The sequence below is a fragment of the Streptomyces sp. H27-H1 genome, from assembly GCF_026627445.1.
Taxonomy (GTDB): Bacteria; Actinomycetota; Actinomycetes; order Streptomycetales; family Streptomycetaceae; genus Streptomyces.
Map to the genome: position 1 here is coordinate 77080 of NZ_JAPNLJ010000028.1, position 18485 is coordinate 95564.

Annotated in this window: 13 protein-coding genes and 2 tRNA genes; 12 read left to right on the top strand and 3 right to left on the bottom strand. The window is 72.3% G+C overall.

Going from position 1 to position 18485, the window contains the following annotated elements:
• Window positions 1-50 precede the first annotated feature (50 nt).
• The 4 genes from OTB20_RS26925 (at window position 51) to OTB20_RS26940 (ending at window position 3918) form a co-directional block, all read left to right on the top strand.
• Complete coding sequence (locus tag OTB20_RS26925; RefSeq protein WP_267821295.1) at window positions 51-1577, top strand: alkaline phosphatase family protein; 1527 nt, start codon at window positions 51-53, stop codon at window positions 1575-1577.
• A 137-nt stretch (window positions 1578-1714) separates the two neighbouring features.
• On the top strand, window positions 1715-2494 hold the full coding sequence (locus tag OTB20_RS26930; protein ID WP_267821297.1) for an HAD-IIA family hydrolase: 780 nt from the start codon (window positions 1715-1717) through the stop codon (window positions 2492-2494).
• Window positions 2495-2586: 92 nt separating this feature from the next.
• Complete coding sequence (locus OTB20_RS26935) at window positions 2587-3243, top strand: hypothetical protein (protein ID WP_267821299.1); 657 nt, start codon at window positions 2587-2589, stop codon at window positions 3241-3243.
• A 12-nt stretch (window positions 3244-3255) separates the two neighbouring features.
• The gene (locus OTB20_RS26940) at window positions 3256-3918 is read left to right on the top strand and encodes a class F sortase (protein WP_267821300.1); all 663 of its coding nucleotides are present in this window, start codon (window positions 3256-3258) and stop codon (window positions 3916-3918) included.
• A 57-nt stretch (window positions 3919-3975) separates the two neighbouring features.
• Here OTB20_RS26940 and OTB20_RS26945 read toward each other — a convergent pair.
• Window positions 3976-4049: transfer RNA gene (locus tag OTB20_RS26945), tRNA-Lys, on the bottom strand.
• A 248-nt stretch (window positions 4050-4297) separates the two neighbouring features.
• Here OTB20_RS26945 and OTB20_RS26950 point away from each other — a divergent pair.
• From OTB20_RS26950 to OTB20_RS26970, 5 genes are all read left to right on the top strand, one after another.
• Complete coding sequence (locus tag OTB20_RS26950; RefSeq protein WP_267821345.1) at window positions 4298-5590, top strand: peptidoglycan-binding protein; 1293 nt, start codon at window positions 4298-4300, stop codon at window positions 5588-5590.
• A gap of 11 nt (window positions 5591-5601) precedes the next feature.
• Window positions 5602-8193 carry an SPFH domain-containing protein gene (locus OTB20_RS26955; RefSeq protein ID WP_267821302.1) on the top strand — a complete coding sequence of 864 codons (2592 nt, stop codon included), beginning with the start codon at window positions 5602-5604 and terminating at the stop codon, window positions 8191-8193.
• A gap of 234 nt (window positions 8194-8427) precedes the next feature.
• The gene (locus OTB20_RS26960) at window positions 8428-9042 is read left to right on the top strand and encodes a lytic polysaccharide monooxygenase auxiliary activity family 9 protein (RefSeq protein ID WP_267757190.1); all 615 of its coding nucleotides are present in this window, start codon (window positions 8428-8430) and stop codon (window positions 9040-9042) included.
• Window positions 9043-9100: 58 nt separating this feature from the next.
• A complete protein-coding gene (locus tag OTB20_RS26965; protein WP_267821304.1) occupies window positions 9101-10780 on the top strand; it encodes an AMP-binding protein in 1680 nt (559 codons plus the stop codon).
• Window positions 10781-10843: 63 nt separating this feature from the next.
• Window positions 10844-10917: transfer RNA gene (locus tag OTB20_RS26970), tRNA-Lys, on the top strand.
• A 101-nt stretch (window positions 10918-11018) separates the two neighbouring features.
• Here the strand turns inward: OTB20_RS26970 and OTB20_RS26975 are convergent.
• A complete protein-coding gene (locus OTB20_RS26975) occupies window positions 11019-11777 on the bottom strand; it encodes an IclR family transcriptional regulator (RefSeq protein ID WP_267757188.1) in 759 nt (252 codons plus the stop codon).
• A 238-nt stretch (window positions 11778-12015) separates the two neighbouring features.
• Between OTB20_RS26975 and OTB20_RS26980 the strand changes: the two genes are divergently transcribed.
• From OTB20_RS26980 to OTB20_RS26990, 3 genes are all read left to right on the top strand, one after another.
• Window positions 12016-13182: an LLM class flavin-dependent oxidoreductase gene (locus tag OTB20_RS26980; protein WP_267821306.1), complete on the top strand. Its 1167-nt coding sequence runs from the start codon at window positions 12016-12018 to the stop codon at window positions 13180-13182.
• Between the two features lie 274 nt (window positions 13183-13456).
• Window positions 13457-15148, top strand: coding sequence for a glycosyl hydrolase family 18 protein (locus OTB20_RS26985; RefSeq protein WP_267821308.1), 1692 nt, complete (start codon window positions 13457-13459; stop codon window positions 15146-15148).
• Window positions 15149-15453: 305 nt separating this feature from the next.
• Entirely contained in the window at window positions 15454-16314 is an 861-nt protein-coding gene (locus OTB20_RS26990; protein ID WP_267821310.1) for a poly-gamma-glutamate hydrolase family protein, read from the top strand.
• Between the two features lie 14 nt (window positions 16315-16328).
• On the opposite strand, the gene OTB20_RS26995 is transcribed toward OTB20_RS26990, so the two are convergent.
• The gene (locus tag OTB20_RS26995; RefSeq protein WP_267821347.1) at window positions 16329-18290 is read right to left on the bottom strand and encodes a putative bifunctional diguanylate cyclase/phosphodiesterase; all 1962 of its coding nucleotides are present in this window, start codon (window positions 18288-18290) and stop codon (window positions 16329-16331) included.
• Window positions 18291-18485 lie beyond the last annotated feature (195 nt).

Sequence of the window (18485 nt, forward strand, 5' to 3'; positions counted from 1 at the left end):
CGCCCCGTAAGTCCCCTGCGCCTTCCCCACGATTACTCCCGGAGGAGTACGTGCCCACTGTCCTGTCCGGACGGACCCTCGCCGTGGCGGCCACCGCCACCGCCCTGCTCGCCACCGGCCTCGCCGCCCACGCCGCGACGGCCGAAGAAGCCGCCGCGGCCACGAACAAGGTGCTCGTCATCGGCATCGACGGCACGGTCCTGGACCGCGTCAAGGCCGCCAACGCCCCCAACCTGAACGGCCTGATGGCCCAGGGCCTGACCGCCCGCAGCACCCTGTACGCGAACCCGATGGCCGCCACCTCCTCCGGCCCCGGCTGGTCCACCATCGCCACCGGCGTCTGGCCCGACAAGCACGGCGTGAAGGACAACTCCTTCACCGGCAAGAACTACACGGCCCACCCGGACTTCCTGACCCGCATCGAGAACGCCAAGCCGGCGCTCAACACGTACGCGGCCGCCGACTGGGAGCCCATCACCTCCACCGACCAGAACGGCCCTATCTTCTCCGCCAAGGTCGACAAGAGGCTGAACCTCAAGGGCGACCGGGACGGTTACGGCAGCGAGGACCCGAAGATCGCCGCGGCCGCCTCGGCCGAACTGCGCGACCAGAACCCCGACGCGGCCTTCGTCTACCTCGGCGAGATCGACCACGCGGGCCACACCTCCGGCGCCGCGAGCCAGGAGTACCTGAACGCCATCGCCCGCGTGGACAAGCTGGTCGGCCAGCTCCTGACCGCCGTCCAGTCGCGTCCCACGTACGGCCAGGAGAACTGGAAGGTCCTGGTCACCACCGACCACGGACACACCGACTCCGGTGGCCACGGCGGCTCCAGCATCCAGGAGCGCGGCACCTTCGTCATCGCCAAGGGCACGGGCATCCCCGCCGGTTCGGTACGCGGCGACGTGAAGCTCGTCGACGTCGCGGCGACCGCGCTCGCCCAGGTCGGGGTCGCGGCCGGCTCCGCCGTCGACGGCATCGCGCTGGACGCCCCGGACGACGGCGACGCCTTCGACACCCTGCGCCCCAACCTCCAGGCGCGCGTGGATGAGACGGGCATCCCGGCCGCCACCAAGGGCTTCACGCACACCCCGCCGGCCGGCTGGTCGGTCGACAACTCCAAGATGGGCACCGGCGGGGTCACCGAGTGGGCCGGATGGGCCTTCGCGACCGACGAGTTCTGGAGCCAGGCGCAGCGCGACCAGTGGCGCGAGCTGAACGTCCGCTCCCGTGACGTGTTCGCCGTCGCCGACTCCGACGAGTGGGACGACAAGAGCCACACCGGCTCCTACGACTCCACCCTCATCACCCCCAAGTGGGCGGTCAGCGGCGGGACCACGAAGAACCTGACCTTCCAGACCCACTACCGCCACGAGGCCGGCCAGACCGCCCAGGTCCTGGTCTCCTACAACGCCGCCGCCCCGGCGGTCGTCAAGAGCTACACCGCCGACGCGGTCGCCGGGTCCGAGTCGATCGCGCTCCAAGTCCCGGCCGGCGCCACCGACGTCCAGGTCCGCTTCCGCTACAGCGGCAGCAACAACTGGTACTGGACCGTGGACAACGTGCGCCTGGGCTGACAGGCCCTTCGGACCCCTGCGTTCCGCTGTGCGGTCCGGGCCGTGGACGCCCCACGCGTCCGCGGTCCGGCCCGGATAAGGTGGCAGAGACCAGAGGTCACCATGGTCAGACGCCACCGAGAGCGGAGAACAGTCCAGTGGCAGAGCGCAAGCCGATCGAATCCTGGCTCACCGACATGGACGGGGTCCTCATCCACGAGGGCACTCCGATCCCCGGCGCCGACGCCTTCATCAACCGGCTGCGCGAGTCCGGCAAGCCCTTCCTGGTGCTGACCAACAACTCCATCTACACCCCGCGCGACCTCCAGGCCCGCCTCAGCCGGATGGGCCTGGAAGTCCCGGTGGAGAACATCTGGACCTCGGCGCTGGCCACCGCGAAGTTCCTCGACGACCAGCGTCCGGGCGGCACCGCCTACGTCATCGGCGAGGCCGGCCTGACCACCGCCCTGCACGACATCGGCTACATCCTCACCGACCACGAGCCGGACTACGTGGTCCTGGGCGAGACCCGGACGTACAGCTTCGAGGCCATGACCAAGGCGGTCCGCCTGATCAACGCGGGCGCCCGCTTCATCTGCACCAACCCGGACGAGACCGGCCCCTCCGCCGAGGGCCCGCTGCCGGCCACGGGCGCGGTCGCCGCACTGATCACCAAGGCGACGGGCAAGAAGCCGTACTTCGCAGGCAAGCCCAACCCGCTGATGATGCGGACCGGCCTGAACGCCATCGGGGCGCACTCCCACAGCAGCGCGATGATCGGCGACCGGATGGACACCGACATCCTGGCCGGGCTCGAGGCGGGCATGCAGACCTTCCTCGTACTGACCGGTCTGACGTCTGCCGCGGACACCGAGAAGTACCCCTACCGGCCGACCACGACGGTCAAGTCCATCGCCGATCTGGTCGATCTGGTTTAGCGCTTTCGGCTGACACGTACGGGCCAAGCGGGCGCCGCTCCGGATGCGGAGCGGCGCGCCGCGCGTGAATCTCCTTGTTGAGGAGGTTCACCATGCGCAGCGATCTGATCGCTTTCCGTATCACCGGGGTGGCCGTCGCCCTGACGGCCCTGTCCGCCGTGACCGCCCCCTTCGCCTTCGCGGAGGAGTGGAACCGCGGCAGCGTGTCGGCCGAGCCCAGTCCGGCGGAGCCGGGGGCGCAGGTCAAGCTGCGCGTCCGCGGCTGTGACGAGGACTGGGCCATCGCCCAGTCGTCCGTGTTCGTCTCCGAGGTCCGCCTCTCCACTGGCCGCGACGACCGCCGCACCCTGTGGGGCGACGCGATGATCCGCTCCTGGGCGGAGCCGGGCCGCCACGACATCCGGGTCAAGTGCGGCGGCCGGGGCGGCGAGCGCGAATGGGGCTCGATCGAGATCGAGCGCCGCAGGGAACACCACCCCAATCCCCATCACACCCCGGTCTGGCCGGTCCACGCGGGCGGCGGCGGCATGTCCGAGGAGATCGCCGCGAAATCGAAGTCGGTGGACGCGGCCGAGGCCGCCGGACCGGCCGCAGACTCCGCGCAGCTCGCCGCGACGGCGAAGAAGAGCCACGGGGGCGACGGCCCCGGTCTGCCGCACACGGTGATCGGCGCCGTGCTCGCCGCCGCCGCCACCCTCGCGGTCGCCGGCCGGGCGCTGACCCTGCGCCGCCGCCGCAGCGGCGAGTGACCGGGTGATCGGATGAGCGGGCAGTCGAAGGATTCCGGCGGCTCCCGGCTGCTGACCTTCGCCGCCTGGTCGGTGCTGGTCCTCGGCCTGTGGCTGTGGGGCCGCGAGATCACCGGTGTGGCGATACCCCTGCCCGGCCAGGCCGGGGGACCGGCCGCACCGGGCCTGCCCGCGGCGCACTCCCCGCTGGGTCCTGCCGCGCCCGCGCGGATCGACGTACCGTCCCTGGGCGTCCAGGCCCCGGTGATCGTCCGGGACCTGGACGCGAAGGGGGCGATCGAACCGCCCCCGTACGAGAACCCGGGCACGGTGGGCTGGTGGCGCGGCGGCGCCCAGCCCGGCACGGCCGGGACCGCGCTGCTGGTCGGGCACGTGGACACGAAGGCGAAGCCGGCGGTGTTCTTCGGCCTGAGCTCGGCGAAGGCGGGCGACAAGGTGCGCGTGGTGCGGGCCGACGGATCGGTGGCGGAGTTCACGATCGAGGACGTACGGGTCCACGAGCGCGAGGGCTTCGACCCCGCCGCGGCGTACGGGCCCAAGGTCCGGGGCCGGGCCGAGCTGAGGCTCGTGACCTGCGGCGGAACCTATGACAAGGCGACCAAGGAGTACACGGCGAACGTGGTGGTGTCGGCGTACCTGACGGGCGTCGGAGTCCGCCCGGGAACGGCGGCTTGAACCGGAAAACGAAGAAGCCCCTCGCAGTTTTCACTGCGAGGGGCTTCTTTGCGTCTGTGCGCCGCCAGGGACTCGAACCCCGGACCCGCTGATTAAGAGTCAGCTGCTCTAACCAACTGAGCTAGCGGCGCTTGGTGACAGGCAAAACTCTACCCCACCGGTGTGGGTGCTCGTGACAAGCCGCGCCCGCGTTGTCCGGTTAACCCATGTTTGGGGGTTTTGTCGTGCACGATATGTCTGTGCCCGGCCGGATCTGATGCCCCGCCAGATGCGGTCCCGGCCGATCAGTGACGAGTAGGGGAGTGGACGGAACCGCATGGCGATGCAGCCTCCGACGCATGTGTACGAAATGACGCCGACGGCCGAGGCGGTGCCGCCGATGCCGCTGCCCGCCTTCGAGGAGTACGAGCCCTCCGGCGACTGCCCGTGCCAAGGCTGCGCCCAGCGCCGCCGCACGCTCGCGCGCGCCCGGGCCATACCGCTGCGCGACGGGGGACACCCCGCCGCGCGCGGAGCCCGCCGCGCGCTGGTCCTGGCCACCGCCGCGGGGGTGGTCCTCGGCGGCGGCAGCGCCGGCGTGGCCTCGGCCACGCCGGGCCCCGGCGGCCGGGTGGCACAGGACGACCCGGGATCCCCGCAGGGCGGCCGGGCCCCGCTGCACGGCCCGAAGGGGGCCAAGGGCACCCCGGCGAAACCGGCCGGGGTGCCGGGAGCGCCCTCGGCGGTCAAGCGCACCGACCGCGCGACGATCATCAACCGGGCGAAGCTGTGGCTGGACGCGCAGGTCCCGTACAGCATGTCCGAGTACTGGTCGGACGGGTACCGGCAGGACTGCTCCGGCTACGTCTCGATGGCCTGGAACCTCGGCACGAACGAATGGACCGGCAGTCTCGACAAGTTCGCGACCCGGATCACGAAGGACGAGCTGCTGCCGGGAGACATGCTGCTCTTCCACAACCCGGCCGATCCCAACAAGGGCTCGCACGTCGTGCTCTTCGGCGGCTGGGGGGACGAGACGCGGACGCACTACGTCGCCTACGAGCAGACCCGGCCGACGACGCGGCGGCTGGCCACGCCGTACGGCTACTGGAACAACTCGGTGAAGTACATCCCCTACCGGTTCAACGGGGTGGCGGGGGGAGTCGTTCCCAACCCGCCGGTCACCGATCCGCCCGCGCCGGGCGGCACTCCGGTCGTCTCGGCCACCTTCCCTGGTGCGTCGAAGTTCGGGCCGGGCGCGGACAACCCCTACGTCACCCAGCTCGGCCGGATGCTGTCCGACCGCGGCGGCATGCGCTTCTACCCGCGCGGCATCGGCTCGAAGTGGTCCGACGCCGACGGCATCCCGGGCGCGCACACCTGGCGGATGCTCGCCCGGCACGAGGGCAAGGACATCCCGCCGGCCCCGCCCGGCTCGCCCGGCCCGGCGGGCAAGCCCGCCTTCCCCGGGGCGTCCGTCTTCCGCACGGGCACGTCCCACCCGTCCATCACCGCCCTTGGACGCCAGCTGGTGAAGAAGGGCTTCGGCAAGTACTACACGTCCGGACCGGGCCCCCGCTGGGGCGAGGCCGACCGCCGCAACGTCGAGGCGTTCCAGCGCGCCCAGGGCTGGCGCGGCGCCGAGGCCAACGGCTACCCGGGCCCGGAAACCTGGCGCCGGCTGTTCGCATGACGGAGGTAACGATGTACCCCACGCGCACGACATCGACCACGGGCACCTTCGAGGTCCCTCCGTACCCGGCCCCCGGGGCGGCGGCCCCGGCCCCGACAGCGGCCGTCCCCCAGCGGACCGCGACGACCGCGAGCACGCAGACGGAGGCGGAGCCGGCCACACCCGCGGCAGCCGGGCCCGTCTGGGCCGAGTCGGTGCAGGCCGAGCCCGTCTGGGCCGAGGCTGTCCGGGCCGAGCCCGTCAGTGCAGAGCCTGTTGGTGCCGAGACCGTCCGGGCCGAGACCGTCCGGGCCGAGCCCGTTCGTGCAGAGCCTGTTCGTGCCGAGGTCGATCGGGGCGCACCCGCGTCGGCCGAACACGTCCGGTCCGAGCCCGTGCCGGTTGAGGCCGGCCGGGCCGAGACCGAGTGGGGCGCACCCGTCCAGGCCGAGCCCGAGCAGGTCCTGCCGGTGCCGGCCGCACCCCTCCGGGCCGAGGCCGAGTGGGCCGCACCCGTGCCGGCCGCACCCGTGCCGGCCGCACCCGTCCAGGCCGAGCCCGACCGGGTCCTGCCGGTGCCGGCCGCACCCGTGGCGTTCACGGTGGCGCCGGTCGCCGCGGGGTGGGCCGGAGTCGGGGCCGCGTCCTCCGAGGGGGCGTCGGTCGCGGCGGTGCCGGTCGCGGCCTCCGCGCCCTCCCTGGTCGCGGCGGCCGCCACCGAGTGGGCCGCGCCGATCGGTTGGGCACTGGCGCCGGAACCGTCCGGGCCCGTGCACGCCGAAGACGCGGACCGGCCGGCGGCGGGCACGCCCGGCGGGGGCCCGGAGGCGGGCGGGTTCGTCGCCGTTGGCACTATGGGCGCGGCGGCGCAGGCCACGGCCGAGACCCCGTACGAGCCCACGGGCCGGGCGGGGGAGGCCGCGCGCAGCGACGTACCGGCGGCGCGGTCCCAGGCCGAGCCGGGCGTGGACATCCCGCACCCCCAGGACGAGGCGGCCCATGCCGGTGCGGCCACGCTCCGCCTGCGCAACCTCGAGACCGAAACCGCCCGCCCGCACCCGCAGGACGAGGCATGGCCCCCGGCGGCCGCCCCCGCCCCGGGCGTCCACCGCGCCGCCGCGGCCCGCACGGCGCCCGGCGGCGCGTACGCCGAGGCGGACCCGGCACCCCGGCACGCGGGTCCGCCCGCCGTACGGGACCTGCCCGAACAGGGCGGCTCGTCCGCCGAGGAGGGCCGCGCACCGCAGTCCACGGTCCCGGGTCCGGCCCCGGAGACCGAGTACGCGGATCCGTACCCCGTACGGGACCTGCCCGAGCCGGGAGACGCCGCTCCGGGCGACCCGGTCGGCGGGTGGGAGCCGACGTGGTCCGTACCCGCTCCGGGCGCCGCCGATGTCGGCGTACCGGGACCGCAGGGCGCAGGCGGCGAGTCCGCGCCCGAGGCCGGTGCCGGCGCCGTCGTGCCCGGGCCCGGCGTCGTCGAGGTCGTCGCGCGGGCCGTGGCGCGGATGGCGGAGGACGACACCCAGGACCTGCCCCGGGTCGCTCCGGCGCGCGGGGTCGCGGTGACCGAGGTGCCGGTGCACCTGCCGTTCCGGGGCGCCGCCCAGCCGCAGCAGCCACAGCGGCAGCACGAGCCGCAGCGGCCGCAGCGGCCGAGGGGTGTCACCCCGGCCAAGGCCCGGACCCACGCCGCGGCCCGGGCCACCCCCGGTCGCCGCGTACCCCGCGGAGACGACCGGCTCCACGAGCACCGCGGCCCGGTACTGCCCGGCTGGATCGCCGTGACCGTCGGCGGGATCGCGCTGGCCGGCTGCGCGATCGTGCTCTGGCGGGCCGGGGCCGTCCCGGACTCCCTCGCGGTGGCGTTCGGCGCCGAGCCCCGCCCCTACCTCGGGCTGCAGGCACGGTTCTGGCCCCCGCTCGCCTTCCTCGGGATCGTCGCCCTCCTCGCCCTCGGCGGGCTGGGCCGGGGCCGGGCAGGCCACGCCTGGGTGCTCACCCTGTTCGGCCGCTACCGGGGCACCGTCCGCCGTTCCGGCCTGACCTGGATCAGCCCCCTCCTGCTGCGCCGCCGGGTCGACGTCCGACTGCGGCACTGGCGCAGCGACCCGATGCCCGCCGTCGACTCCGGCGGCCTCGCCCTCCAGGTCGTCGTCCAGGTGGTCTGGCAGGTCAAGGACACCGCCCGCGCGACCCTGGCCGTGGCCGATCACGTCGACTACCTCGCCGAGCAGGTCGAATCGGCCATGGCCCGGGTGCTGTCCCAGCTCCCCGCCGACGCCTTCCACGAGGACGCCCCGACCCTGCGCGACGCCGAAGCCGTCGGTGACGCGCTGACCCGGATGCTGGCGGCCGAGACCGAAGCGGTCGGAGTGGAGGTGTTCTCGGCGCAGCCCACGCGGATCGAGTACGCCCCCGAGGTCGCGGACGCCATGCGCCGGCGCCGGGTCGCGGCGATCGACGCCAAGCACCGGGACACCGTCCTGACCTCGGTCGTCGACGCGGTGGACGACACCGTCCACCGCCTCACCTCGCGCGGGCTCGTCGAGCTCGACGACTACGAGCGCAAGGCGCTGGTGAAGGACCTGACCGTCGCCTTCTACACGGGCCGAGCCGAGTAGCGCGCACCGACCGACGCGCAGGGCGGTGCAAGAACGGGTGGATCCGGGCTGGACCGGACCACCCGTTCTTCCGTTGGTCTGGACATGGCCAACTCGCGTCAATACTGTGGGACTTGGTCTAGACCTAAACCACAGCTCGTGAACGGGCCGTGCCGCCGACACCGGTACGGCCCATCCCCACGCGTGCGCACGCTCTCTCCGGACATCCCCCCACGTTCAAGGAGCATCAGCATCATGCGTTCCTTCCGCATGCCCAGAACCAAGCAGGCCGCCGCGACCGCCGTCGGCCTCGGAGTCGTCGCCGCCCTCGCGCTCGTCACGGCCCCCACCGCGAGCAGCCACGGCTACACCGACACCCCCATCAGCCGCCAGAAGCTCTGCGCCAACAAGACCGTCTCGGACTGCGGCCCCATCCAGTGGGAGCCCCAGAGCGTCGAGGGCCCCAAGGGCTTCCCGGCGGCCGGTCCCGCCGACGGCCGCATATGTTCGGCCAACCACACGGAGTTCGCCCAGCTCGACGACCCGCGCGGCGGCGCCTGGCCGGCCACCCCGGTGACCAGCGGGCAGAGCTACAGCTTCCGCTGGCAGTTCACCGCGAACCACTCCACCACCGACTTCCGCTACTACGTCACCAAGAACGGCTGGAACCCGAACAAGGCGCTCACCCGCGCCGACCTCGACCCGCAGCCCTTCCTCACGGTCGCCTACAACGGCGCCCGCCCCGCCATGACCACCGTCCACCAGGGCGCCATGCCGAGCGGCAAGACCGGCCGCCACCTGATCCTCGCCGTCTGGACGGTCAACGACACCCCGATGGCCTTCTACTCCTGCTCCGACGTCCAGTTCTGACCACCGGCTCCCGGCGCGGCGTTCATTTCTGACGGGACGTCAGCTATCCTCCGGCGGCATGCGGACGACGACACCCGAAACCGTCGCGGAGCTCATCGCGAGCCAATGGGGCGACCACCGGCCCGGTCTGAAGTACGCCGACGGCGTCCTCAGCCACCACCGGGTCGCCCGGGAGGCCGCGGCGCGCGCCGCGCTCCTCGTCGACCTGCTGCCGCCGGGGGCGGAACCCCACATCGGGGTGCTGCTCGACAACACCCCCGAGTTCCCGTTCTGGCTCGGCGCGGCGGCCCTCGCCGGGGCCGCCGTCGCCGGGATCAACCCCACCCGGCGCGGTCCCGAACTGGCCCGCGACATCCTGCACACCGACTGCCGGATCCTGGTGACCGAGCGGACCCACCTGCCGCTCCTGCGCGGCCTCGACCTGCCCGGCGTACGGCTCCTGGTGGTGGACGAGGAGGGAGGGGAGTACGAGGCCCTGCTCGCCCGGTACGCCGGCGCGAAGCCCGGTGACGCCACCCTGGGCGCAGGCCCGGGCCCGGACTCCCGGCTGCTCCTCTACTTCACCTCCGGTTCCACCGGCGCCCCCAAGGCCGCCATCTGCACCCAGGGCCGCCTGGCCGCCGCCGGGGCCTCGCTCGCCCGGCACTTCTCCGTCACCCCGGACGACGTCCACTACATCTGCATGCCCCTCTTCCACGGCAACGCCGTCATCGCCGACTGGCTCCCGGCCCTGGCGGGCGGGGCCGCCGTGGCGCTGCGACGGCGGTTTTCGGCCTCCGCGTTCCTGGACGACGTACGGGCCTACGAGGCGACGTACTTCACCTACGTCGGCCGGGCAGTCCAGTACGTCCTGGCCACCCCGCCCCGCCCCGACGACCGCGCGCACACCCTGCGCCTCGGCTTCGGCACCGAGGCGGGCGCGGTCGACGCGGCGCGGTTCGCGGAGCGCTTCGGGGTCCGCCTCGTCGAGGGCTACGGGGCCACCGAGGGCGGCGCCTCCGTCCAGCGCACCCCCGACACCCCGCCGGGCGCCCTGGGCCGCGCGGGCGCCGACGGCGACCTGGCCGTCATCGACCCGCAGACGGGCCTGGAGTGCCCGCCGGCCGTACTGGACGAGCGGGGCCGGCTCCTCAACGGCGCCGAGGCCATCGGTGAGCTGGTCAACAAGGGCCGCAGCCTCTTCGAGGGCTACTGGCGCAACCCCGACGCGGAAGCGGCCCGCACCCGCGACGGCTGGTACTGGACCGGGGACCTCTTCTTCCGCGACCCCGACGGCTTCCTCTACTTCGCCGGCCGCACCGACGACCGGCTGCGCGTCGACAGCGAGAACCTGGCCGCCGCGGTGATCGAGAACATCCTGGCCCGCTGGACGCGGGCGGCCGCCGTGGCCGTGTACGCCGTACCGGACGAGGTGGCGGGCGACCAGGTCATGGCCGCCGTGGCCCTGCACGAAGGTGCCGTGTTCTCCCCGCAGGGTTTCGCGGCCTTCCTCGCCGCCCAGCCCGACCTCGGCACGAAGATGGCCCCGCGCTACGTGCGCATCGTCAAGGCCATGCCGACCACGGCGACCAACAAGGTCCACCGGGTCTCCCTGCGCGGCGAGGCCTTCCACACCTGCGACCCGGTCTGGTGGCGCCCGGCGGGCGAGGAGGCGTACCGGAGGCTGGAGCCGGCGGACCTGACAGCCCTCCTGGCCTCCTACGAGGCCCAGGGGCGGGCCGGTCTGGTGGGGCGCTGAGGGCGGCTCCGGAATCGGTTTTGAGCACTCCGGGGGAGCGGGTAGTATTTTCTCTGTCAGCAGGCGCCGCTAGCTCAGTTGGTTAGAGCAGCTGACTCTTAATCAGCGGGTCCGGGGTTCGAGTCCCTGGCGGCGCACCTGTCCTTCGGGCGGTTTCCGGTTCACCGGGGACCGCCCGAAGTGTTTTCCGGGCCGGGCCGGCCCCCACCGACCGGGCCCCCACCGACCGCCACCCGCCTCAGAGGGCGAGCGACAGCAGCAGTGGCGCGGCCTTCCGGTTCAGTACGTCGGCCGCGGCCCGCAACCGGTGGGCGTGCTCGACGGGCAGGGACAGGGCGAGGCAGCCCACCGAGGCTCCCGCGGTGATCGGGACGGCCGCGCAGACCGTGCCCACCGCGTACTCCTGGAGGTCGAGCATGGGCACCGTGGCCGGCTGGCTGTCCAGCTTCGAGAAGAGGATCCGCTCGTTCACGATGGTCTTCGACGTCAGCCGGGCGATCTTGTGCCGGGACAGGTGGTCGCGCCGGCCGTTCTGGTCGAGCTGGGTCAGCAGGCACTTGCCCACCGCGCTGGCGTGCGCCGCCGAGCGGAAATCGACCCACTCGTGGACCTTGGGGGTGCGCGGACTGTCCGCGAACTGGGTGATGCGGACCTCGCCGTCCACGTACCGGCTTATGTAGACCGCCGCGCCGACCGAGTCCCGCAGCCGGTCCAGGGTGTCCTGGAGCTTGTCCTGCAGCGCCTGCTGGCGGTCGACCCCGGAGCCGAGGAGGACGAGGGAGTCCCCTATGGCGTAGGCGCCGTCGGACACCTGCAGTACGTACCCCTCCCGGCGCAGCATGAGAAGCATGGGGGCGAGATGGACCGCGGGCAGGCCGGTCTCACGCGCGATCTGTATGTCGGTCACGCCGCCGCTATGGCGGGCGACCGTTTCGAGTACGCGCAGGGCGTACTGCACCGAGTGGAACGGCGCGGTCGGCTCGGGCTTCAGCGCCACGGTTTCCCCCTAGCAGGTTGTTACCGCTTGCTCTCACACGATAGCCACGAAGGGGCCCTTGTGGAGCGCCTGTTGAGGAGATTGATGGCTCAATTACATCGCTCTGCCTGGATCTACTCCTGTGGCATATGCCAAGGTCATGAGCCGTGTCCGAGAGTGCCGGGAATGCCCGGACCGGCCGCGCGGTTTGGTTTCTTCGTACGCACGGGACGGACGGACGAGCGGAGCGGGAGAGACGATGAGTGAGCCCAGAGGCGTGGGGGACGCGGGGCGGCAGGGGAGCAAGGGCTCCGGCGGCGGACCGGGATCCGGATCCGGATCCGGATCCGATGGTGGCGGCGGCGGAATCCACGGGACGGCCCTCGGCCGGGCGCCGGTACCGCTCTCGGTGCTCGACCTCGTCACCGTCGGCGCCGGCAGTACCGCCCACGCCTCGCTGCGCACCAGCGTCGACATCGCCCGGCTCGCCGAGACCCGCGGCTACCACCGCCACTGGGTCGCCGAACACCACTCCATGCCCGGAGTCGCCAGCTCCTCCCCGGCCGTGATCCTGGCCCACCTGGCGGCCCACACCTCCCGGATCCGGCTCGGCTCGGGCGGGGTCATGCTGCCCAACCACGCCCCGCTCGCCGTGGCCGAGCAGTTCGGCACCCTGGAGGCCCTGGCCCCGGGCCGCATCGACCTCGGCCTCGGCCGCGCGCCCGGCACCGACGGGAACACGGCCGCGGCCCTGCGCGGGCCCGGCCGCCGCGACGAGGCCGTGGACGAATTCCCCCGGCAGCTCGCGGAGCTGATCCGCTTCCTCGACGACGACTTCCCCGACGGGCACCCGTACGCCCGCGTACACGCGGTGCCGGGTCCCGTGCAGGGTCCCGCCGGGCGGCCGCCGGTGTGGCTGCTCGGCTCCTCCGGCTTCAGCGCCCGGCTGGCCGGCGGACTCGGGCTGCCCTTCGCCTACGCGCACCACTTCTCCCCGGCCGGGACCGTGCCCGCCCTCGACCTCTACCGCCAGTCGTTCCGCCCCTCGGCCGTCCTGGACGCCCCCTACGCCGTCATCGGCGTCGCGGCCCTCGCCGCCGACACGGCCGGGGAGGCCCGCGCGCAGGTGCTGACCGGCGCCCTGTCCATGCTCCGGCTGCGCAGCGGGCGCCCGGGCCTGGTCCCGACGCCCGAGGAGGCGGCCGCGTACCCGTACACGCCGCTGGAGCGGGAGTTCGTCGACGACCGGCTCGCGAGCGTGGTCCACGGCACCCCCGACGAGGTGCGTGCGGGCCTCGACGACCTGGCGAAGCTGACGGGCGCGGACGAGCTGATGCTGACCGCCAACGCCCACTCCGGGGAGGCCCGGTTGCGCTCGTACGGGCTCGTCGCGGATGCGTACGGGATGCCGGACACCGAGGGCTGAACCGGCCGGCGGGGCTGCTCGGGCCGACATCCGGAGTTTGGCTGGTTTGTTGCCAAAACCTTGCCGAAGCATGAATGAAGCCAGCCTTAAATCGCTCGTCACCCTGGGTGGCGGGCGATTTTTGGTATGCCCTCAAGTCCCTGACGTGGGGTTCTGGGTGGTGAGTGGTCTAGTCCTTCTTTGGTCCAAACCATTGACTCGGGCCTGGAGTGATCGCTATCACTACTCCCACCTGAAGTCTTGCCTTCCCCTCCCAGCCCCCCGGAGGCAGTTCATGCACATCCGTAAATCTCTCATCGCGGCCGCCGCCACGGCCGCGCTGGCCGGCGGAACGCTCGCCGCCTTCGCGGGACTCACCACCGCCTCCGCGGCCGAGGCGTCGACCACCGCGACGGCCGGCAACGTCAAGATCGCTTACTACGACCAGTGGAGCGTGTACGGGAACGCCTTTTACCCCAAGCACCTCGATACCCGTGGCATAGCGAGCAAGTTGGACGTCATCAACTACTCGTTCGGCAACATCCACCCCACCAACCTCACCTGTTTCGAGGCGAACAAGGCGGCGGGCGACGACAACAACGCCAGCGCCGGTGACGGTGCGGGCGACTCGTACGCCGACTACCAGAAGTCCTTCAGCGCGGCCGACAGCGTCAGTGGCGTCGCCGACAAGTGGGACCAGCCGATCGTCGGCGTCTTCAACCAGTTCAAGCAGCTCAAGGCCAAGTACCCGAACCTGAAGATCAACATCTCGCTCGGCGGCTGGACCTACTCGAAGTACTTCAGCGACGCGGCCAAGACCGACGCTTCCCGCAAGAAGCTGGTCTCCTCCTGCGTCGACCAGTACATCAAGGGCAACCTGCCGGTCGAGGGCGGCTACGGCGGCGCGGGCAGCGCGGCCGGCATCTTCGACGGCATCGACATCGACTGGGAGTACCCGGGCTCGTCGGGCGGCCACCTCGGCAACCACTACGCCCCCGAGGACAAGCAGAACTTCACGCTCCTGCTGAAGGAGTTCCGCACCCAGCTCGACGCGTACGGCGCGGCCAACGGCGGCAAGAAGTACCTGCTCACCTCCGCCCTCCCGGCCGGCCAGGACAAGATCAAGTACATCGAGACGGACAAGATCGGCGCGTACCTCGACTACGCGAACATCATGACGTACGACATGCACGGCGCCTGGGACGCGGACGGTCCGACGTACCACCAGTCCCCGCTGCTGCCCTCGTCCTCCGACCCGACCGACGTGATCGCTCCGGGCACCGAGAAGTACAGCATCAAGAACGCCATCGACTCCTGGATCGACGGCAACGCGGCCTACGGAATCACCGGCGGCTTCCCCGCCAACAAGCTGGTCCTGGGCTACGAGTTCTACTACCGCGGCTGGAAGGGCGTGCAGCCCGGCGCCACCAACGGTCTCGCCCAGCCCGCCACCCTGGCCTCCGCCGCCCGTCCGACCAGCCAGCAGGCCGGCATCGCCCTCTACAAGGAGCTCGGCGGCATCGTCGACAACCCGGCGACCACCTTCTGGGACGACCGGGCCAAGGCCTCGTACTTCTTCAAGGACGGCGAGTTCTTCACCGGCCTCAACCAGAAGTCCATCCAGGCCCGGGTGGACTACGGCAAGCAGCGCGGCCTGGCCGGCGCGATGATGTACTCCCTGCTCGGCCTGGACGCCAACGCGACCCTGCTGAACCAGATCTCGGACTCCCTGGGCGGCACCACGCAGCCTCCGGCCACCCCGACCGCCACGCCCACCGCGACCCCGACGGCCACGCCGACGGCGACCCCGACCGCCACGCCCACCGCGGGCTGTACGGCTCCGGCCTACGTCCACGGCACCGTCTACACCGGCGGCAGCGAGGTCTCGTACAACGGCCGCAAGTACAAGGCCCAGTGGTGGACCCAGAACGAGGTGCCCGGCACCACCGGTGAATGGGGTGTCTGGAAGGACCTCGGCGCCTGCTGATTTCCCCCCACCCCGCGCCGAGCGCCGACAGCCCCCGCCCTCTTCGGAGGTCGGGGGCTGTCGTGTCGCACGGGGGAGGGATTCCCTGTACCGGAGCCGTCCGACCAGCGCGGACAGGGCGCCGAGAGCTCCTCGCCCGTATTCGCCGGCTCGGATCGGCCGCTACAATTCCGGCCATCGGAAGGGGGGATCCGACTCTTCAGTCGCGCCATCGTGTGGCTTGCGCGGTCTATCCCGCCTCCGTGCCGGACACCCGGCATCGCACACATCCGCGGGCCGGCCCGCGCAGCACTGAAGGAACAAGAATGTCCCAGCCCCACGCCAGTCGCAGGACCGTCCTCGCCTCCCTCGTGGCCGCCGCCGCGGGTGGCCCGCTCCTGACCGGCCTCGCCGCAGGCCCGGCCGCCGCTGCCGGCGGTGACATCTACACCGCGAACTCGGACCTGTACACGAAGGCGATCGAGGGCCAGGACTTCGCCCGCCGGTTCAAGCGGCACGAGGCCTTCGACAACGACAAGGCCACCACCCCGTCTCCCCGTCTGAGCAGCGTGCTGGCCATCCACGGCGGCGGCATCGAGATGGGTACGTCCGAGCTCTGCCTGGGCATAGCCGGTTACCTGCCCGACACCCTCGCCCCCGTCACGGCGGGCGCTCCGGTGTACGACTACTGGATGCTCGAAGGCATGCGCTCCTCGGGAAACACCGACTTGCACGTCACGGCATCGCACTGCGACGACACGGTCGCGCGGTCCATGGCCGCGGGCAGCGCCAACGTCCTCAGCCTGCACGGCTGCACCGCGGCCCAGGCCGGCGCGCCCGCGGGTCAGCCCAAGGCGGTCGTGGTAGGCGGTCTCAACGCCCGTTTCCGCCAGCTGCTGTCCACGAAGCTGACCGCCGCCGGCTTCCAGGTGCTCGGCGGCAACCCGGAGGACCTCAACGGCGACCTGCCGGAGAACATCTGCAACCGCACTCTGACGGGCGAAGGCGGCGGCCAGTTGGAGATCACCACCGAACTCCGGCAGAGCCTGTTCGGCAACTTCAGCGGTGCGGGCAACCGCGCGGCCACCACCAACGCGGAGTTCTGGAAGTTCGTCGATGCCTGCCGCGACGCCATTGCGGCGATGGAGGCCGAACAGCTGGCCCGCAAGAGCCTCTTCGCCTACTGAGCCGTAGCCCCCGCTCAGACCGGGGGGTGCGGGGCGGGCCCCTCCGGCTGGCCGGTGTCCGCTCCCGCACCTGTACTCACTCCGGCACCCGCACTCACTCCCGCACTCACTCCCGCACCCGCGGCCGCCGCGGCGGCCTGGCGGCCGATGATGAGGGCGATCGCGTCCGGGGCCACCGCCCGGGAGTAGAGCCAGCCCTGACCGGTGTCGCAGCCGACGCGGCGCAGCCGGGCCGCCTGCCCGGCGGTTTCCACGCACTCGGCCGTCACCGTCAGGCCCAGCCGGTGCGCGAGCTGCACCAGGGCCTCGACGATGGTCTCGTCGGCGGGGTTCGGATGCGCGCCGTCCTCGTAGCGGAATCCGCGTACGAAGGAGCCGTCCAGTTTGAGGACGGAGACCGGCAGACGGCTCAGGTAGGCGAGGTTGGAGTATCCGGTGCCGAAATCGTCGATGGCGATCCGCACCCCCATGTCGCTCAGCGCCTGCAGGGCCTGGAGCGGCCTGCCCGCCGAGCCCATCACGGCCGACTCCGTCAGCTCCAGCTGGAGCAGCTGGGGCGCCAAGCCGGTCTCCGCCAGGATCTCGGCCACGTCGCCGACCAGGTCGGAGTCCCAGACCTGGCGCACCGCCACGTTGACGGACACGAAGACGGGGGAGTCGCTGGGCTGCTCGATCTGCCAGCGCCGGGCCTGCCGGCAGGCCGTCTGCAGCACCCAGCGGCCCAACTGGACGATGGACCCGTCCTCTTCGGCAATTCCGATGAACCGATTCGGCGTCAGTGTGCCGAACTGCGGGTGGTTCCAGCGCACCAGGGCCTCGACCCCGCGCACCGCCCCGCTCTCCAGGTCCACCAGCGGCTGGTACTCGAGGGTGAACTCCCCGCGCTCCACCGCCGGCCGCAGCGTCGAGGACAGGGCCTGGCGGGTCATCCGGTGCGCGTTGCGCTCCGGGTCGAAGAGGGTCCAGCGGGCCTTGCCGTCCTCCTTGGCCCAGTACAGCGTGGTGTCCGCGGCCTGCATCAGCCCGGTCGCCGAGGTCCCGGCCGCCGCCCGCTCCACCACCCCGATCGACGCGGAGACCGACAGCCGCTGACCGGCCAGGTCGAAGGGCTCCTGTACGGCGGCCAGGACGCTCCGCGCCAGGTCCGCGAGCTGCTCGGTGCCGGTGGACTCCTCGACGAGCAGGGCGAACTCGTCGCCGCCGAGCCGGGCCACCAGGTGCCCTCCGGTGCGCCCGTAGCCGGACTGGTCGGCGCACTGGGTCAGCCGTTTGGCGACGGCGGTCAGCAGCCGGTCGCCGACCCGGTGGCCCAGGGTGTCGTTGACGGCCTTGAACCCGTCGAGGTCCAGGTAGCACAGCCCGATCCGGCCGGTGCCGCCCTGCTCGTACGAGGAGGCCTCCAGGGCGGCGGAGAGCCGCTCGAAGAACAGGGCCCGGTTGGGCAGCCGGGTCACCGGGTCGTGCATCTGGAGGTGGCGCAGGCGGGCCTGGAGGTCCCGCCTGTCGCTGATGTCGGCGACGGACAGCAGGACGTCGCTCGTCCCGGGGACGGGTCCGAGGGTGATCTCGGTCCACAGGGAGTGGCCGTCGGGGTGCTTGAGGCGCCGGGTGCAGCGGAGCCGGGCCTGCCGGCCGCGCAGCACCTCCTGGTAGGCCTGCCAGGTGCGGGCCTCGGAGGCCAGGTCCACCAGGTCGGCGGCGCACTGGCCGGCGAGGGCGTGCGGCTCGGCGCCGAGGAGTCCTGCGAGGGCCTGGTTGGCGCTGGCGATGTGGCCGGTGCGGTCGATGACGGCCATGGGGAGGTGGGCGGCGTTGAAGGCGGCCCGGTAGTCGGCCTGCCGCTCGGCCAGTCGCTCGGCCTGATGACCGGCGGCCTGGAGGCCGGCCTGGTGATCGGCCTGATGACCGGCGGCCCGGTGCTCGGCGCGGTCCGGGGTTGCCGTCGTCGCCGGGGCTGCCGGGTGACGCTGCGTCATGGCCGGTCGGATGTTGTCGGCCGCCGAAGCGGTTCCGTCTGGGGTTCCGCTCACCGTTGGCTCCCGCAGTGCGTGTGAGTGTCCGTGCAGGAAAGTGTGCCGATCATAGAGGTTCCCGGAGGGCCCTATCCAGCGGCGACGCCGGGTGGGCGGCGGGAGTTCGGCGTGATGACGGATCGACGGCGTGATGACGCC